Source organism: Acetobacterium carbinolicum, assembly GCF_047456275.1.
Lineage (GTDB): Bacteria > Bacillota > Clostridia > Eubacteriales > Eubacteriaceae > Acetobacterium > Acetobacterium carbinolicum.
Genome location: NZ_CP173357.1, coordinates 1,741,536 through 1,759,685 on the forward strand (window position 1 = coordinate 1,741,536; position 18,150 = coordinate 1,759,685).

General features: G+C 44.0%; 11 protein-coding genes. 9 read left to right on the forward strand and 2 right to left on the reverse strand.

Features of this window, described 5'->3' with window-relative positions; all coding sequences use genetic code 11:
• Positions 1 to 223: 223 nt before the first annotated feature.
• From ACIZ62_RS08050 to ACIZ62_RS08065, 4 genes are all read left to right on the forward strand, one after another.
• Positions 224 to 1,594: a cation:proton antiporter gene (locus ACIZ62_RS08050; RefSeq protein ID WP_414151652.1), complete on the forward strand. Its 1,371-nt coding sequence runs from the start codon at positions 224 to 226 to the stop codon at positions 1,592 to 1,594.
• 209 nt (positions 1,595 to 1,803) lie between these two features.
• Complete coding sequence (locus ACIZ62_RS08055; RefSeq protein ID WP_111887080.1) at positions 1,804 to 4,794, forward strand: methyl-accepting chemotaxis protein; 2,991 nt, start codon at positions 1,804 to 1,806, stop codon at positions 4,792 to 4,794.
• A gap of 318 nt (positions 4,795 to 5,112) precedes the next feature.
• Positions 5,113 to 6,102 carry a guanosine polyphosphate pyrophosphohydrolase gene (locus ACIZ62_RS08060; RefSeq protein ID WP_111887079.1) on the forward strand — a complete coding sequence of 330 codons (990 nt, stop codon included), beginning with the start codon at positions 5,113 to 5,115 and terminating at the stop codon, positions 6,100 to 6,102.
• A 234-nt stretch (positions 6,103 to 6,336) separates the two neighbouring features.
• Complete coding sequence (locus ACIZ62_RS08065; RefSeq protein ID WP_414151653.1) at positions 6,337 to 8,547, forward strand: copper-translocating P-type ATPase; 2,211 nt, start codon at positions 6,337 to 6,339, stop codon at positions 8,545 to 8,547.
• A 66-nt stretch (positions 8,548 to 8,613) separates the two neighbouring features.
• Here ACIZ62_RS08065 and ACIZ62_RS08070 read toward each other — a convergent pair whose 3' ends face one another.
• Together ACIZ62_RS08070 and ACIZ62_RS08075 are read right to left on the reverse strand one after the other, a co-directional pair.
• Positions 8,614 to 9,828 carry a diaminopropionate ammonia-lyase gene (locus ACIZ62_RS08070; RefSeq protein WP_322519770.1) on the reverse strand — a complete coding sequence of 405 codons (1,215 nt, stop codon included), beginning with the start codon at positions 9,826 to 9,828 and terminating at the stop codon, positions 8,614 to 8,616.
• Positions 9,829 to 9,954: 126 nt separating this feature from the next.
• On the reverse strand, positions 9,955 to 11,088 hold the full coding sequence (locus ACIZ62_RS08075; RefSeq protein ID WP_322519769.1) for a PucR family transcriptional regulator: 1,134 nt from the start codon (positions 11,086 to 11,088) through the stop codon (positions 9,955 to 9,957).
• A 310-nt stretch (positions 11,089 to 11,398) separates the two neighbouring features.
• Between ACIZ62_RS08075 and ACIZ62_RS08080 the strand changes: the two genes are divergently transcribed.
• The 5 genes from ACIZ62_RS08080 (at position 11,399) to ACIZ62_RS08100 (ending at position 18,129) form a co-directional block, all read left to right on the forward strand.
• Positions 11,399 to 12,751 carry an aspartate aminotransferase family protein gene (locus ACIZ62_RS08080; protein WP_414151654.1) on the forward strand — a complete coding sequence of 451 codons (1,353 nt, stop codon included), beginning with the start codon at positions 11,399 to 11,401 and terminating at the stop codon, positions 12,749 to 12,751.
• A gap of 258 nt (positions 12,752 to 13,009) precedes the next feature.
• Complete coding sequence (locus tag ACIZ62_RS08085) at positions 13,010 to 14,128, forward strand: 4-hydroxybutyrate dehydrogenase (RefSeq protein WP_414151655.1); 1,119 nt, start codon at positions 13,010 to 13,012, stop codon at positions 14,126 to 14,128.
• A 234-nt stretch (positions 14,129 to 14,362) separates the two neighbouring features.
• Positions 14,363 to 14,917, forward strand: a complete 555-nt coding sequence (locus tag ACIZ62_RS08090; protein WP_322519766.1) for an XRE family transcriptional regulator — start codon at positions 14,363 to 14,365, stop codon at positions 14,915 to 14,917.
• A 318-nt stretch (positions 14,918 to 15,235) separates the two neighbouring features.
• The gene (locus ACIZ62_RS08095; protein ID WP_322519765.1) at positions 15,236 to 16,453 is read left to right on the forward strand and encodes an acetylornithine/succinylornithine family transaminase; all 1,218 of its coding nucleotides are present in this window, start codon (positions 15,236 to 15,238) and stop codon (positions 16,451 to 16,453) included.
• A gap of 191 nt (positions 16,454 to 16,644) precedes the next feature.
• The gene (locus tag ACIZ62_RS08100) at positions 16,645 to 18,129 is read left to right on the forward strand and encodes an APC family permease (RefSeq protein WP_322519764.1); all 1,485 of its coding nucleotides are present in this window, start codon (positions 16,645 to 16,647) and stop codon (positions 18,127 to 18,129) included.
• Positions 18,130 to 18,150 lie beyond the last annotated feature (21 nt).

Here is an 18,150-nt window from a genome sequence, read left to right on the forward strand (position 1 = left end):
GTAAAAAGGCCACACCAATGCCTGCACCACAAACAAACCCGGGCAGGCGAATAATGATGCCAAATCGATTTTTCATTTAAACCGGTTAACAAAAAAAGTATTGACAGTCAATTGCGAGACAAATGAATGAAGGCATACATCCATAGGCAGTTCCGGTTTATGGAGATAGCAGTCTGAAATTTGTTTCGCAATTTTCTGTTAAAAAGTACAAAATGGAGAAAATATGTTTAATTTTGATGAATTATTGATCCTTTTTAGCGGACTGCTTCTTTTAGTGGTTGTGTTTAGTTTTATAAATGAAAAAACAATAAAGCTTCCCTATGAAATTGGTCTGGTCGTTTTTGGATTTGCATTTACCGTGATGGTCATCTGCGGTCGAACCATGAATGTCGTACAGATCCCCGAAGAATTTTATAATCTGTACCGCGAATTTAATTTCAACGATTTTTTATTTCATGGGGTTTTATGTTTCATGCTCTTTAGCGGGGCATCAAGAATTAAATTCAGTGATTTTAGTAAAGATAAATACTTAATCGGTAGCATGGCCATTGCTTCAACCATTGTCTCAACCATGATTTACGGGTTGCTCTTATGGGGATTGGGATTTATTATTCATGTGAACATCAGTTTGTTTAAGGCCCTTATTCTGGGTTCAATCGTCGCACCCACCGATCCCATTTCAGCCATGAGCATTCTGGCAAAAGCCGGGCTGTCCAAACGGCTGGGATTGATCATTGAAGGAGAAGCCTTGTTTAATGATGGTGTTGCAGTGGCTATTTTTGCCACCCTCATCAGTATCCTTAAACACACCTCTGGAGATATTTCAATTATAAGTTTTATCATAGAGCTGTCAGCCGAAGTTCTGGGTGCGGCACTGATAGGATTCGTCATATCATTTCTTTTCTTTGAAATTTTCAAACGCTCAAAAGACCCCTACATTAAAATTTTCTCAAGCATATTAACCGTGATGATTGCGTATCTTATCTGTAATTATCTGGGCTTTTCCGGACCCATTGCAGCAGTGATCTGCGGGTTGCATTATGCAACCGGCATTTCCAGAATTCAAAAACAAAACCGTTGCGAGTTAATCCATGAAGTGCGGGAATTATTCTATTCATTTTGGTCAGTGATTGATAGTCTCTTAAACGGAATGCTGTTTCTCTTAGTTGGTTTATTATTTATCAGTATCAGAAACTTTAACACACTACCGATCACCATGATCATCATCATCGGATCAGGCGCCATTTTTTTTAATACCGTATCAAGAATGGCCGGAGTATCCACGGCATTGCTCTTTACCAGGAATCTGCCCGATGGTATGAAAAGAATGAAATTAGCTGCCTTTTTGACATGGGGCGGGTTAAAAGGCGGTTTATGCTTAGCCCTGATTATGGGAACAAACAATGTTTTATCATCACAAATCTATAACCTGTTCTTAGTTTCAACCTATGCCATTGTACTATTTACCACAGTATTTCAGGGTCTGACCGTGGGGAAGGCATATAAAATGCTAAATAATAAAAAGGAATTCAGGTTAGCGGATAAATCTCTCAAAAAACCATTATTTGCCACCGCAGACCGGGCAGACAGGTGATTTCCAAAATGAATCTTCACAACAAACAAACATAAACGGGCGATTAATAATCGCCCCTACGAACCGGAACAAGCATATGATTTTAAGAAAACGTCAATGTAATCCCGTAGGGGCGGGTATTACCTGCCCGCAACCTAAATAGCCACACCAACGCATGCATTACAAACAAACGTCAAATTCACAACAATAATTTATAGACGGAGACTGAAATGAATAAGTTTAACAGAAAGTCAATTGGAAATAAAGTAACATCATTAGTATTAGCATTTGTTGCAATGGCGTTACTATTAATCGGAATAACGGTTATTACTCTCAGCATTTATACTGAGAATAAACAAATAGAAGAACGCATGAACCTGCAACTCGACAGTACAATTAACCAAGTTGAACAAACCCTGGGTAACCACAGCGATGTTGTCCGCAGTTTGGGAAAGACCATTGGTGTAACCGGAAATCAAATGACAACCGAGGCGTATAGTGATCTTATCACCCAGTACATTGGCCTCAACGATGATACATATGGTGCTGGTGTCTGGTATGAATACAACTGCTATCGGACCGAGCAAAAATATTTTGGCCCATATGCATACCGGGATGGTGCGAACATTACCTTTGATGCAGCACTATTCAGCACCGAAGAATATGACTATCCTAATCAGGAATGGTATGTGAATGGCAAATCAGCCAATGGTGAAATTGCCTGGTCGGCGCCATTTAAAGATGAAACCCTGGGAATTTCCATGGTAACCGCTACTTCCGCATTTTACGACAGTGGCAGAAAATTACAGGGGACAGTCACCGGCGATATTGATTTAAGCAGTCTGCAGAAGCTTGTCAGTGAAATCAAAGTCGGTGAAACCGGCCGGGCCTTCCTCGTGGATCAAACCGGCCTTTACATTGCCGATCAGGATACTTCCAAAAGTATGCGTGTCAATCTTCTTGACGACACCGACGAAAGCCTTTCATCACTAGGAGAACGCATTATCAGCGGTGAAACCGGAAGCGGCGTTTTTACGGATAGTGCCGGAAAAAACAATATCTATTATGCACCCATTCCCGCAACCGGTTGGACACTGGCCATCATGGAACCCCAAAGCGAACTGAACAAACCGATTATGATGCTGATTTATCAGCTCGTTGGATTGTTTTTGCTGACCCTTCTTATCCTAAGCATTATCCTAATGAAATTGATTAAAAGCATGGTCAATCCCATCGTTTTAATTACCGAGCTCTTTCGTAAAGCGGAAATTGGAGATTTTGATAATGAAATTACCAATGACATCATCAAGCGTCAGGATGAGCTGGGCATGCTTGGTTTATCCTTCAAAAAATTATCAGAAAACATCCAGGAAAATATAATGACACTTGAACAGATCTCCTTGGGAAATCTCAACGTTCAGGTGGACGTGAAATCAGATAAGGATGTTCAATCCAGGAGTTTAATCAAAGTTGTGGAAAATCTGAAAAATCTGGAAACCGAGGTGGAGATGCTTACCCAATCAGCCGCCGATGGCCATTTATCGATCCGCGGCGATGCCGGCAAATTCCAGGGCAAGTACCGGGATATTGTGGTTGGCGTCAATAACATGTTAAATACCGTGGTCGAGCCCCTGAATACATCGGCAGACTACGTCAATAAAATCAGTCGCGGGAATATACCCGAAAAAATCATCGCCACCTATCATGGCGACTTTAATACCATTAAAGAAAACCTGAATTCCTGTATCGACAATATCAATGCCCTGGTGTCCGATGCCGAAATGCTGGCCCGGGCAGCTACCGACGGCCAACTGGAAATAAAGGCAGACGCTACCCGCCACAGCGGCGATTTCCGTAAAATCATCGCGGGCTTTAACAATACCTTGAGCGCCCTGTTGGTACCCATCAATGAGGGTCGCCAGGTGATGAATAAAATGGCTGTCAATGATTACACTATTTCCATGACCGGCGCCTATAAAGGCAATATGGCCGAGTTTGCCGAGGAAATCAACCGGGTTCATGCCAATCTGCTCAATGTTTCGGATGCCTTTGTCGATATTTCCCAAGGCGATGCCAGTCGGCTTAACGACTTTGTTGCCATTGGCAAGCGTTCCGCTAACGATAAGCTGATCCCATCGATCATTGCCACCCTGACCACCATTGACAATCTGATTGCAGAATCCCGAAATCTGGCTCAGGCCGGGATTAACGGTAAACTGGAAATCCGCAGTGATGCGACAAAATTCGCCGGCGGGTATCGGGATATCGTCGCGGGCTTCAACCAGACCCTGGATTCCATCGAACAGCCTATCAATGAGGCTGTCATCGTACTTGAACAGATGGCCACCGGTAATCTGACCCAATTCATGAAGGGCGATTATCAGGGCAGTTATATGATCATCAAAAACTCGCTGAATGATACCATCCGGTCATTTAATGAGATTATCGGCAATATCAATAATGCCGCCGATGAGGTCGCTTCCGGATCCAAACAGGTATCCTTCGGCAGTCAGGCCTTGGCTCAGGGCGCCACCGAGCAGGCCAGTTCCATGGAAGAACTCAATGCTTCCATCACCGAAGTTGCCGTTCAAACCAGAGATAACGCCCAAAATGCCGACCAGGCCAATCAGCTGACCCGTATCGCCCGGCAAAATGTCGAAAACGGCAACACCCAGATGCAGCAGATGCTTAGGTCAATGGAAGAAATCAATGCCGCCTCGGCTAAGATTTCGAACATCATCAAGGTCATCGATGATATCGCCTTCCAGACCAATATCCTGGCCTTGAATGCAGCGGTGGAAGCCGCCCGGGCAGGACAGCAGGGCAAGGGCTTTGCAGTGGTGGCCGAAGAGGTCCGAACTCTGGCGGGACGCAGTGCCGAAGCTGCCAAAGAAACCACCGAACTGATTGGAGGTTCCATTACCAAGGTTTCCGAGGGAACTGTCATTGCCAACAACACCGCTGAATCGCTCACAGAAATTCTAGACGGGGTTACTAGGGTTGCCGTACTAGTTAGTAAAATTGACACCGCTTCCAACGAGCAAAACACTTCCATCAACCAGATCAACATCGGTATCGATCGGATATCGCAGGTCGTTCAGACCAACTCAGCCACCGCCGAAGAAAGCGCCGCCGCCAGTGAAGAACTTTACAGCCAGTCGGAAATGCTTAAAAACATGGTCAGTAAATTCGAATTAACCAAGACAAAATTAGAGGAGTGACTATTGATGCTAAGATCGTCCTAGGACAATGGTAAATTAGAGACGATACTTGTTGTTATACTGGTGATACTGAATCAATATGCCGCCGTTGGAATAATCTTTGCAGCAAAATTACTGATGTGATATGATAGAATTGATAAAGATCCATCATTTGCAGAATATTATCTTATTGGAATCCTGTTAAGTTTATTGATAGCAATTAGTACAGTGTTAAGCATTTAACCAGAATAAGCGGCGTAAATTTTCCGGAGTATTACAAGATGCTCTGATGGGGAAATTGCATAACCATCAGTATAACTTGGAAAGGAAGCACTAACTGTGAAAAAATTAAATGATTACTTATACTCAGGCGATACCGTTCTTAAGATTTTACAGCGATATTCAGAGGATTTAAAACAGTCAGCGAAAGAAACGAATAATCAGATTGATCTGTTGCATTGTAATTTTCTGCTTCAAATTGCGGAACTTTTGCAGCACAACGATTTCCTGACTTCGCAGTCTCAGCGGATTCGGGAATTCTATAAACTGATGGCAAATGAATATCCTTTTCTTCCATTTACTTTTAAGGGCCGAATTAAATCCCTGATCCGCGCGGAAGCAAAATTTAACGGATATATTGTGGAATACATTTACGAATATTATATCAAACACGGCAATTACCCTTCGCTTCCGAAGCTAAAGAACGCAATAAATTGTTTTCGGGATCTAATTGCTTACAGGATTGTGATTTCGCTTCCAAAATGTCATCTGAAAGAAGGGGAGATTCGTGCGGATGAAGAAATAAAATATCTCTATGATGTAGCCAACCAGTTGCCTGGTTTTCTGGAGGAACGCGGATTTACCGCAGAGCTGTCGTCATTAAAAGATCAGAAAAAATCGCCCTTGTTAAAAGAGAACATCAGCCCGTATTATCGGGATTATATTGCTAATTCAGAGCCTAATGGCTATCGCTCACTGCATATAACATTTTATGATAACATTGCCCGTTGCTATGTGGAAGTACAACTTCGGACAAAAGAAATGGACGATTTTGCTGAGATTGGTCCTGCTAATCATTTAGGTTACGAAAAACGGCAAGAAAGTGAAAGAGCCAGGCGCGATGCAATTCCCAAAGGGGAAAATATTTATTTTGATGATGCCTATGAAAGAGGGATTCTCCTGCAGCAACTTGAATTATCAAAATTAGACGTGAATATGTTTTCAGCAATGGATAATTCCCTGATCAACGATGGCTGTGGCCTCTACCGCGGAAGACTGATCCTTCCGTATGAGCATCTGTCAAGATTCCAGTATGATCTTGTTGATTAGTATTTTTTTAGAATAAAATGCAATTATTAAAAAAGTCTTCATAGTGTTTTTCTATGGGGCTTTTTTGATGCAAAATCGAGATAAATATCACATAAAACTTAACATTTTTAAAATAAAATACGAATCCAATCACGGTGTTCATTTTCGGTTGGCCCCACCAAAAGTGATTTAAGTATATTTGTTCGGGTATAAAAATATAAATACATAGTTTAAGCTAGGAAAGTGGTGAACAGGATGGATAAAGAAGATACAAGTAAGAATTCAAAGAAGGACTTATCAAACGAAGAAGTGATACGTGATAAACACAAAACCCATCAGGAGCATAATGACCATCAACATCATCAGGAACACAAGGCGATTTTACAAAAAACAGATGAACATGTGCATCATCAGGGTCATGAAGAAATGAATCAGATACATGACGAAGAACGGGTTCCCGGGGCGGAAAAAGAACATTTGCACCAGCATGTTTCAGCAAATGGAGAACATGATAACCACAATGATCACCATGCAATGATGGTCGCAGATTTTAGAAAAAGGTTTTTTATTTCTTTGATTATTACGGTCCCGATATTATTGTTATCGCCGATGATTCAGATGTTTCTGGGTGTAAACTGGCGATTCTTTGGTGATTCTTTTTTACTGGTCGGCCTTTCAACAATACTCTTCATTTATGGAGGTAAGCCTTTTCTCACAGGTGCCAGGGATGAGCTTAAAAAAAAGACGCCAGCAATGATGACGCTGATTGCCCTCTCCATAACGGTCGCCTATATTTATAGTACACTCACCGTATTTTTTATTAGCGGGGATGACTTCTTTTGGGAGCTCGCTACATTAATTGTCATTATGCTTTTAGGTCATTGGATTGAAATGAAATCTGTGATGGGAGCATCAAAGGCACTCGATGAACTGGTCAAGCTCATGCCAGAAGAAGCGCACCGGATCACGGAGAACGGGGAAACCACGGATATTTCAGTAAAACAATTAAAGCCAGGGGATTCCATTCTGGTAAAGCCAGGCGAAAAGATTCCGATTGATGGTTTAGTTTACGATGGAAAATCAGCTGTTAATGAAGCGATGATTACCGGAGAATCCGCCCCTGTTGAAAAGGAAAAGGGCGATGAGATCGTTGGTGGTTCCATCAATGGCGAGGGAATTCTAAAATTCAAGGTGACTCACGTTGGGGAAGAGACCTTCCTATCACAAGTATTAAAACTTGTTCGCGAAGCTCAGGATTCAAAATCGAATACCCATCGATTAGCAGATAAAGCAGCCAAGTGGTTGTTCTATATCGCCGTGACTGCCGGAATATTGACTTTTTTAGCGTGGATGTTCATAGCACAAGATCTGAATTTTGCAGTCACACGGGCAGTCACCGTCATCGTAATTTCTTGTCCCCATGCATTAGGTTTGGCAGTTCCTCTGGTGACAGCAGTATCGACCAGTATCGGAGCTCAAAAAGGTCTCTTAATTAGAGATCGGGCAGCATTTGAAAACGCCCGAAAGGTAAATACAGTCGTTTTTGACAAGACCGGAACCTTGACCGAAGGTACCTTTGGGATAACCGATATCAAGGCCATTGGAATATCCGAAGAGGAACTTCTTTTACTTGCCTATTCAGTTGAATCAAACTCAGAACACCCCATTGCACAGGGCATTGTTAACGAAGGAAAAAAACTAAACCTTAAGCTTAAGGCAGTAAAAGATTATCAGAATCTGACGGGTAAAGGACTAAAAGCGACAGTGGATGGACGTGACATTAGGGTTGTGAGTCCAGGCTATATGCGATCGGAAGCGATAGCTTTTGATATAAACCATTATGAAAAACTTGCCCAAATGGGAAAAACAGTTATATTTGTATTAGATGGCGACACCCTCCTGGGCTATCTGGCACTATCCGACATTGTAAGAGATACCGCCAGAGAAGCTGTTGATACACTAAAGTCGATGAAGGTAGAAACCATCCTATTAACTGGGGACAATCAAAGAGTTGCGGCTTACGTAGGCAATCAACTGAACATCGATACCGTCATTGCGGAGGTATTGCCCCAAGAAAAAGCATCCAAAATTGATGGACTTATTAAAGAAGGCAAGATTGTTGCAATGACCGGTGACGGTGTGAATGATGCACCGTCGCTGGCAAAGGCAGATTTAGGGATCGCCATTGGAGCTGGAACAGATGTCGCCATTGAAACGGCGGATGTTATTCTGGTACGAAGTAATCCACTCGATGTGATAACGATTTTAACGCTTTCAAAAGCGACCTATCGAAAGATGATCCAAAATTTGATATGGGCTACAGGTTATAATATGATCGCGTTACCTTTAGCTGCAGGTGTCCTCTATAATCAAGGTATTATTATTAATCCGGCGATAGGGGCTGCGCTAATGTCATTAAGTACAGTCATTGTCGCAATCAATGCAAAACTACTAAAAATTGATTAATCATGCGCTTTGGGTATCCCGGACGAGTTAGTTCAGATGATCGTGCTACTAAGTGTCGCTACCTGGCTAAATCGATACGGGCCGACTAACAATGGCATCATACCCGTCCGGATCGGTATTGCCTTCGGTGCTAAAAAGCAGGACACTTGAATTACGATCGAGCTGAAGCTGTTGTTTTAACGCTGTCAAATTTTGATCTTGACACAAGCAAACGAGTAGTCCTAATCCCACGGCTCCAGATTCGCCGGAAACAACAGCAGGGTCCAAACCGCAGGGGTGGGCTAGAGTCTGCATCCCCAGTTTTGTGACCCAGTCCGGGCAGCTGGCATAAAAGGCGGCAAAGTCGCGCAGGATTGGCCAGGTCAGGGGGTTGGGTTCCCCACAGTTTAATCCGGCCATAATTGTTTCCGGGTTACCGCCAACAGCCAAGGGGTGGCCATTGCCCAGCTGAACTGATTTGTAAATGCAGGCGACAGTATCGGGTTCCACAATGGTGGTAATCGGTGGATGCTGTTGGTAATAATGGGCCAGATAACCCAGTACCCCGCCAGCCATAGAGCCTACTCCGGCCTGTAGAAAGATATGACTGGGTTTTGGAATGCCGAGGTTAGACAATTGTTCCAAGGCCTCCCCAGCCATGGTCGTATAGCCTTGGGTAATCGCGTTAGGAATCGCTTCATAGCCTTCAAAACCGGTGTCCTGAATCAGATAATAGCCATTTTTCTCAGCCAACTGAGCAGCCAGGCGAACGGCATCATCGTAGTTTAGGTCGGTGATTTCTACCTTGGTATGATTGATGGCCCGGATGGCTTCGGCCCGGCAATCACGAGTACCTCGGGGCATCAGTATAATGGCCCGACAGCCAAAAAGAGAAGCGGCCCACGCCACGCCCTTGCCGTGATTGCCATCGGTGGCGGTAATAAAAACCAGATTTTTAATCTGATCACGCACTGCCGGGGTCGTCAGGAACTGATAATTAAGCTCGCTTTCGTCGGCTTTGATATGTCGGGCAATGATGGTGGCCATAGCATAGGCGGCCCCCAGGCCTTTGAAGGCGTTAAGCCCAAAGCGGCGGGATTCATCCTTGACAAAAACATGGCGCAGCTCCAATTTATCGGCAAGTTCAGGCAGGGAAAGCAACGGAGTCGGTTGATACAGGGGCAGCGATTGATGAAAGCGGCGGACTTCGGCGACGGCTTTCGGGGTCAAAAATGCGGTTAAGGTCTGATTTAATGATGGATTCAGGGACGGATTAGAGATGATTGAGATTGCTGATTTCATAGGCGTCTCCTTTAAATAAAAAAAAAGAATTTGTTGGTAAAAAAGAATCAACAGGCATTGCTTCACACTGACTGACAGCGAAGCAGACAGTAGATTAAAAAAACGATCGGTAACCCTTAAATCGTGTTACAGTGCCAGATAATCTTTGATTTTAAAAGCAAGTAGTAGATTGAACTTTTCTTCCATGGTCAGGAGGTCTGTTTTTAAAAGCTGACGGATTTTTTTCATTCGGTAGTTGATGGTATTGCGATGGGTGAAGGACGCATCAGCCACGGCCTGAATGCTACCATCGTGCTCCAGGTAAAGCCGCAAGGTTTCGCTCAGATTGGATTGGCTGCGGGCATCCTGAGCTTCTAGCAGACTCAAGCTTTCGGCCGCCATGGTGGCGAGGATGGCTTGGTCGGGAAGTGCAAAAAAAACTTTAAACAACCCCAGGTCATTAAAACTGACTTGTCGGAGATGTTGCTTTTGGGCGACTCCTAGGGCGAATAGGCTTTGTTGATAGCTCGTGTTAAGTGTTAGCAGGGAGTCAGTCAGAGTACCACTGCCAAAACATACCGGTGCCTCGGGACGAGACTGAGGGGAAGCATCAAAGCTTGATAGCACCTCCATCAGGGCGGTAACATCGGGATTTTGAAAAATTTGAACAAAAGCTTCCCGGAGCGAAAAAAAATAGGATCGGGTACCAATTTGTCTAAGCCGCTCAATCAGTCGGGGTGGAATTTCTGGAGACTCACCAACGATTACCAGGTAGGAGGAATTGGTTTCGTAGCCCAAACTATTTAAGGTGTCAAGGCTCGATTCCGGTTCGTCGGGGTGCAGCAGCAGCCGGGAAAACGCCATGGTGGTCCGGTCTTCCTGGTAGGACTGCATAAAAATCCGGTTGCAGTAATCCTGCATAATGGTAGCGAGGTGGATTTTCCAGGGCATTGTTAACAGTGGGAACTGACACTGGGTACACAAAGTGATGACCGCTTCGGAAATATCATCCGCAAAATGATAGCGTCCGGTATTGAGAATCAGGCCGCAGGTTTTCTGATGGATTAGTCGGGTGATAAAATCAAAGAGCCAGGTGTTGCTGTCGGCGCTCATACCGGTGGTGATAATTAGCTCACCACCTCTTAAAAAATCGGTGGTGGCAATATCCTCAGTAAATTGGACCCAATGGATGGGCCTGTTCAGGCCAGCTTCTCCAGCGATTAGCTGGAGCTGATAGGTGTTTTGGGTGGAATGGAATAAATCGGCTAACATAATCGACATAAAATACCTCATTTTTAATATCGGTGCAAAACGATAAAGCAAGGAAACTGGAATTATTCACGTTTTACTTAGTATACAAAATAAATCTTTGTCTGTCCAGCACAAAGAATAATAAATAATTTAGGCTAGTTGGACATTGCAGAGATGATTGTCTGTGCTATAATAGAATCACGTTAAACAAGACAAGGAAGTCGATTCCCGGTCTTGTTTTTTTTGTTTTTTTATTAATAAGAGCAGCAAAATGCTATGCAGAAATGTTTGGTTTAAGCACTTTGCAATGATCTAGTTAGAAAAAAGAGGAGGATGAGAGATGCTAAAAAACGCATTACCAAAAATAATTACCAAACAAGTGCCGGGGCCCAAGGCTGCGGCAGTGATTGCCAGAAGAGGGGACGCCATTCCCGGTGCCATCAAATGTGTTTATCCGTTAGTTATCGACAAGGGCGAAGGGGCCATGGTCGAAGACGTTGACGGTAATCACTTTGTGGACTGGGTTGGCGGTGTGGGAGTGCTAAATATCGGTTATTCCCATCCTGAAGTAGTAGCAGCGGTGAAAGCCCAAACGGAAAAGTATTTTCATGGGATGTTTAATATCGTTACCCATGAAGGGTATGTCAAGCTGGCTGAAACCATGAATGCCATTGTACCGGTCCGGGGCGACGAAAAGATGACTTTTTTTGCTAACAGTGGTGCTGAAGCGGATGAGAACGCCGTAAAAATCGCTAAAGCTTTTACCAAACGGCCCAATATTATTGTTTTTTCCGGAGCTTTTCACGGGCGCACCATGCTGACCATGACGATGACATCAAAAAAAGCGTATGCCCATGGTTTGGGACCATTTCCTGATGGTATTTACCGGGCTCAGTTTCCCTATCTGTATCGAAACCCGGCCGGTATGAAGCAAGAGGACGCCATCGACTATTATACCGAAAGTATCTATAAGGTGTTTGAGGAATCTTCACCTGCCGAACATGTGGCAGCTATTGTGGTGGAACCCCTCCAAGGTGAGGGTGGATTTATTCCCGCACCGCTGGAATGGATCAAAGCAGTCCGAAAAATCTGTGATGAAAAGGGAATCTTATTAATGGCTGATGAGGTGCAAACTGGATTCTGCCGTACCGGAAAGATGTTTGCTTCACAGTACTGGCAAGAAGTTGGCGTGGAACCGGATATTATTACGACGGCTAAATCAATCGCCGCTGGATTGCCACTTAGTGCCATCACTGCCAGAAAAGAAATTATGGAATCCGTAAAAGGTGGCACTATCGGGGGAACCTATTGTGGTAATCCCGTGGCCTGCGCCGCCGCCTTAAAAGTCATCGAAGTTATGAAACGGGATCGTCTGGATGAACGGGCTTGCGAAATCAGTAACACAATTTTTGAACGCTTTAATAAATGGAAAGACAGCTATGACGTGATTGGCGATGTCCGCGGCATGGGTGCCATGGTCGGGATTGAATTTGTCAAAGACCGGACCACCAAAGAACCCTACCCGGAACTGGTGTCGGCGATTGTCAATGAGGCAGTCCAAAATGGCCTGATCATCGAAAGTGCCGGTGTCTACGGTAATGTAATCCGCTTTCTGGCCCCGCTGGTCATCACTGACGATCAACTTCAGGCCGGCCTTGATATTTTTGAAAAAGCTATCTTAAAATGTGTGTAAAACTTTATCAACTGGATATGTAACAAATAGAGTATTTTGTAACTCAATTTATAGTTAACCTGTCGTAAAATGCTAAAACCAGTACCGACAATTGTTACATCATGTAGTACGCATCGGAGCGGACACGGCGCTAGCCTGTCCGATTCCGCAGCGAACAACAGATTGACAATTGGTCGGTACGGTAGTCAGCATTAAACCCGTAGTAAAAAGACGCATTTGTTACCAGCTAAACTAACGATCAGCCGGAAAGGAGAGACAATGAAACAATTTGGAATTACACCGAAGATATTGGAATTTGAGCACTGCCACGAAGTGGGGGCGCATTTTCAGATCGGTAAAGGGGATCTGGTTTTTATCAGTGATCGAACCGATGAACACTATTTTAAGGATACCATCAGTAATGAAGCTTATCGTGTCAATTACCGAAAATATGTAAGTGGCGAACCCACCGATGTAATGGTGGAAAAGATTTACGCAGATATAAAAGACTATCAGTATACCCGGGTATTTGGTATCGGCGGCGGTACCATCCTCGATGTTGCTAAGCTGTTTGCGCTTAAAAATACTGTGCCGGTGGTGGACCTGTTTAACAAAGAACTGGAAATTATCAAAGACAAGGAATTAATCTTAATTCCCACTACCTGTGGCACTGGTAGTGAGGTCACTAATATTTCTATTCTGGAACTCACCGCCATTTCTTCAAAATTTGGTCTGGCGGTGGATGAACTCTATGCTGACTACGCCGTGTTAGTGCCGGAACTGCTTAATGATTTGCCGATGAGCGTTTTTGCTACTAGTTCCATTGATGCCTTTATTCATGCCATCGAATCTTACACCTCCCCCAAGGCCAACGCCTTTACTCGGCTGTATTCGAAAAAGGCCATGGAAATGATTCTCACCGGCTATCAGACTATTGTAGAACAGGGACCAGAAGCCCGAAAATCCCTGCAGAAAGACTTTATGATCGCTTCAACCTTCGCCGGGATCGCCTTCGGTAACGCGGGTTGTGCTGCGGTTCATGCCATGAGTTACCCCCTGGGGGCAGTTTACCATATCGCTCATGGCGAAGCGAACTACGCGATGTTTACCGAGGTTTTCAAAACCTATGCTGCCATTGATCCCAACGGCAGCATCAAAGAACTCAATCTTTTTCTGGCTGGAATTCTGGGCTGTGAACCCGCCTTTGTTTACGAAGAAATTGAGAAGCTGCTTAATCATATTTTGTTAAAAAAAGCACTCCGGGACTACGGCGTGACCAAAGTAGATCTGGAAACTTTTACCGAAGCAGTAATGACCAAACAAACCCGGCTGATGGCCAACAATTACGTCCCCCTCGCCCGAGAACAGGTGCTAGGAATCTATACGAAACTCTATTAGTTACCTTTAGTGCGATACAGCCGTACCGACCAATTATTAATCTGTTTTTCGCTGCGGGATCGAACAGTTTATCAACTGTTTGCCCCGATGCGTACAACATGATGTAATAATTATCGGTACTGGGTCAGTGCTGATCTATATTCATATGACCGCAACACAAAGATTTATGGTATCCATTGATTTTAGCTTTCTGTTAAGTTAAACTTAGCCTTAAAGAAAGACGAGGCGAAGAGGATGGATTACTTAAATAAAAATATATCAATTAATTTAAAAGCAATACGCCGGGAAAAAGGCATGAGTATGGATGAGGTGGCCGAACAAACCGGGGTTAGCAAAAGTATGTTGGGGCAAATTGAACGGGGGGAAGCCAATCCTACAATCGGGACCCTGGGAAAGATCGTCAGCGGACTCCGGGTGGATCTTTCAGATCTGACCCGAACCCCGGGGATTGGTGTCTATGAGGTCAACCGACAAAAACTGATTCCCTCCAAAGAGGTGCCCGGTCACTACGCGGTTTACACCTATTTTCCCTATGAAAAGAACCGATTGTTTGAAATCTATGAAATTGAAATTGAACCCGGTGCCTGTTATGTCAGCGGCGCTCATGGGCAGGGAACCAACGAGTACATCGTCGTGCACGTGGGTGAATTGACCTTAGAAATTGATAATTCCTTTTATCAGATTAAAAAAGAAGATGCTATCTGTTTTGGCACAGCGATGAAACATACCTATTGGAATAAGGGAAGTGAGCTGCTGAAATTTATTACGGTATTCGTCTTTAAACAGTAGAATATGCTCACTGTTTAATCACAAAACAACTTTCGGGTCAATGTTGAAAAAGTACAATATACTGCACAAATTATTATCTTTTAATGCCTTATAACCCTTTAAATAGCGATTTTTAAAAAATATTTAAATAAAATCACTGTGTGTATTGACATTATAATGCACACATGTTATATTGTACTTGTCAATTGACAGAACGAAGGCGTTCGAAACATGATGGTTCATGTTCCGGCGTTTTTTTTGTTTATCCGACAAACGAAGATGTTTGTCAGAAATAAAGTACTTATGTAGCGTTAATGGAAAAGGGAAAGGAAAATTGGAATGAAACTTAAAGACACCGGACTTACAAAAGAGGAATTAAAGCAAAAAGTTAACACCTATATGATTGAAACCTATGAACGGTTTGATTTTATCGCCGAAACAGCAAAAGATATGTATATTTATGATGAAAATGGCGAGGCCTACCTGGATTTTTATGCCGGTATCGCCGTCAACAGCGCTGGCAACTGCAATGATAAAGTAGTTGCAGCGGTTCAGGATCAGGTGGCTGATGTGATTCACACCTTCAACTATCCTTATACCATCCCCCAGGTGCTGCTGGCCGAAAAAATCTGTACCAGCATTGGTATGGATAAGATCTTTTTCCAGAACTCCGGAGCTGAATCGAATGAAGCGATGATTAAAATGGCCCGCAAATATGGGGTCGAAACTTATGGCCCAGAGCGCTATAACATCGTTACTGCCAAGATGTCCTTTCATGGTCGAACCTTCGGTGCTATGAGTGCCACCGGGCAGCCGGACAACGCTTGTCAAATCGGCTTTGGGGATATGACTCCCGGTTTTAGCTATGCTGAATTTAATAATCTAGCGTCATTTAAAGATGCTGTCAACGACAATACCATTGCCATTCTCATTGAACCGGTCCAGGGGGAAGGGGGAGTCCATCCGGCAACAACGGAGTTTATGGAAGGACTTCGGGCCCTCTGTGATGAAAAAGGTTTGCTTTTATTACTGGATGAGGTTCAGACAGGCTGGTGCCGAACCGGAGCGATTATGTCATATATGAATTATGGAATTAAGCCTGACATTGTCTCAATGGCAAAAGCCATGGGCGGAGGTATGCCAATCGGTGCGATCTGTGCGACTGCTGAAGTGGCCAAAGCCTTTACCATGGGCTCTCACGGGACTACCTATGGTGGACATCCGGTTTCTACCGCCGCTTCTCTGGCCCAGATCACCGAACTACTCGATCGTGACCTGGCCGGCAATGCCCGGGAAATGGGGTACTACTTTATGGAACAATTAAAGGGACTGCCAAAGGTTAAAGAAGTCCGAGGACAAGGTCTTTTAATCGGGGTAGAATTTGAAGACGGCGTTTCGGGCGTGGCTATCAAACATGGCGTGCTGGAGAAAAAACTGCTAATTACCGCCATTGGAAAAAACATCATCCGCATGATTCCACCGCTGATTGTATCAAAAGAAGACTGTGACAAGGCTTACAGCATCATCGAAGCGACGGTCAAGGAATTGGTCAACTAATTTTAATCAAATTAACTAAATAAAGTTTTAAACAATGGGGTTTTTACAGCTTTCTAGTATCGGTCTAAATGAGACCGACACCAGAAAGCTTGTGAAGATCCTATTTTTTTATTGACAACCACGCAATTATCTTAACAAATCAAATTTGAAAGGGGTGTATGATCCAGAATTGCGATCATACGAAAAGAAAAATGAGTGGAAAAACAAACAAGTCGAAATTTGACAAGGTTTTAAGTACCAAAGATATCTTTGTGCTGGCCTTTGGTGCCATGATTGGCTGGGGCTGGGTAGTGAATACCGGTATCTGGATAGAAACCGCTGGCGCTCTGGGAGCGGCCCTGGCTTTTTTAATCGGGGGGATTATGGTCGTCTTTGTGGGACTGACCTATGCAGAACTTACAGCTGCGATGCCTCAATGCGGCGGTGAACATGTCTTTAGCTATAAGGCCATGGGACCCACGGGTTCCTTTATCTGTACCTGGGCTATTATTCTGGGGTACGTCAGCGTTGTGGCTTTTGAAGCTTGTGCCTTTCCGACGGTCATCCAATATTTGAGCCCTAATTTTTTACAAGGGTATATGTATACAGTGGCTGGATTTGACATTTATGCTTCATGGGTGGCCGTTGGGGTGATTACCGCTATTATTATTACCGCCATTAATATTCTCGGAGCTAAAACAGCAGCCAAACTCCAAACTATTTTTACTGCATTAATTGCCGGGGCTGGACTCCTTTTAATCGCTGGATCAGTGATTAATGGTGATCCTTCTAATATTGCCGGAAACATGTTTGGTGGCAGTATTGAACTGGGCACCACCGCTCTGGGGAGTGTGCTTACGGTAGCGGTTATGACGCCTTTTCTCTTTGTCGGTTTTGATGTAATTCCGCAGGCAGCTGAAGAAATAAATGCCGGATTTAAGAAAATTGGCGGGATTATGATTCTTTCGATTCTGATGGCAGTCGCCTTTTATGCCCTGATCATTCTGGCCGTGGCTTATGTGATGCCTGCTAGTGCAATGGCAGATTCAACGCTCGTAACGGCCGATGCGATGGGATTGGCTTTTAACAGTGAAATCATGACCAAGGTATTGATTGTTGGTGGAATGGCCGGGATTATTACCAGCTGGAACTCCTTTTTAATCGGGGGCAGTCGGGCGATGTATTCCATGGCTGAATCCAATATGATTCCAAAAGTATTTGCTAAACTTCACCCTAAGTATAAAACTCCAGTGTTAGCAATCGGCCTAATTGGCGTATTATCGGTAATTGCTCCTTTCTTTGGACGAAAAATGCTGGTCTGGATTGTTGATGCCGGAAGTTTCGGGGTCTGCCTGGCCTATGCCATGGTATCCTTGTCCTTCCTGATTTTAAGAAAAAAAGAACCGGATATGAAACGACCATACAAGGTCCGATTTGGCACCTTCGTGGGAATTGTGGCAGTTGCTTTATCGGGTATGATGACCCTGTTATATGTGATTCCGTTGCCTTTTGCTTCCACTGCACTGGTAGCAGAAGAATGGATCATGGCTGGTGGCTGGGCCGTATTGGGCGTACTCTTTTATGGCTACTGTAAATTCAAATATGGTGATGAGTTTGGCGCTCATATTGATGTAGAGTATGTCGATGTCGATGAAAAGCCTGCCTTTGCCGCTCGCGTTGGTAGTGTAACTGAATAGTCTTGTCGGGAGTTATGAAAG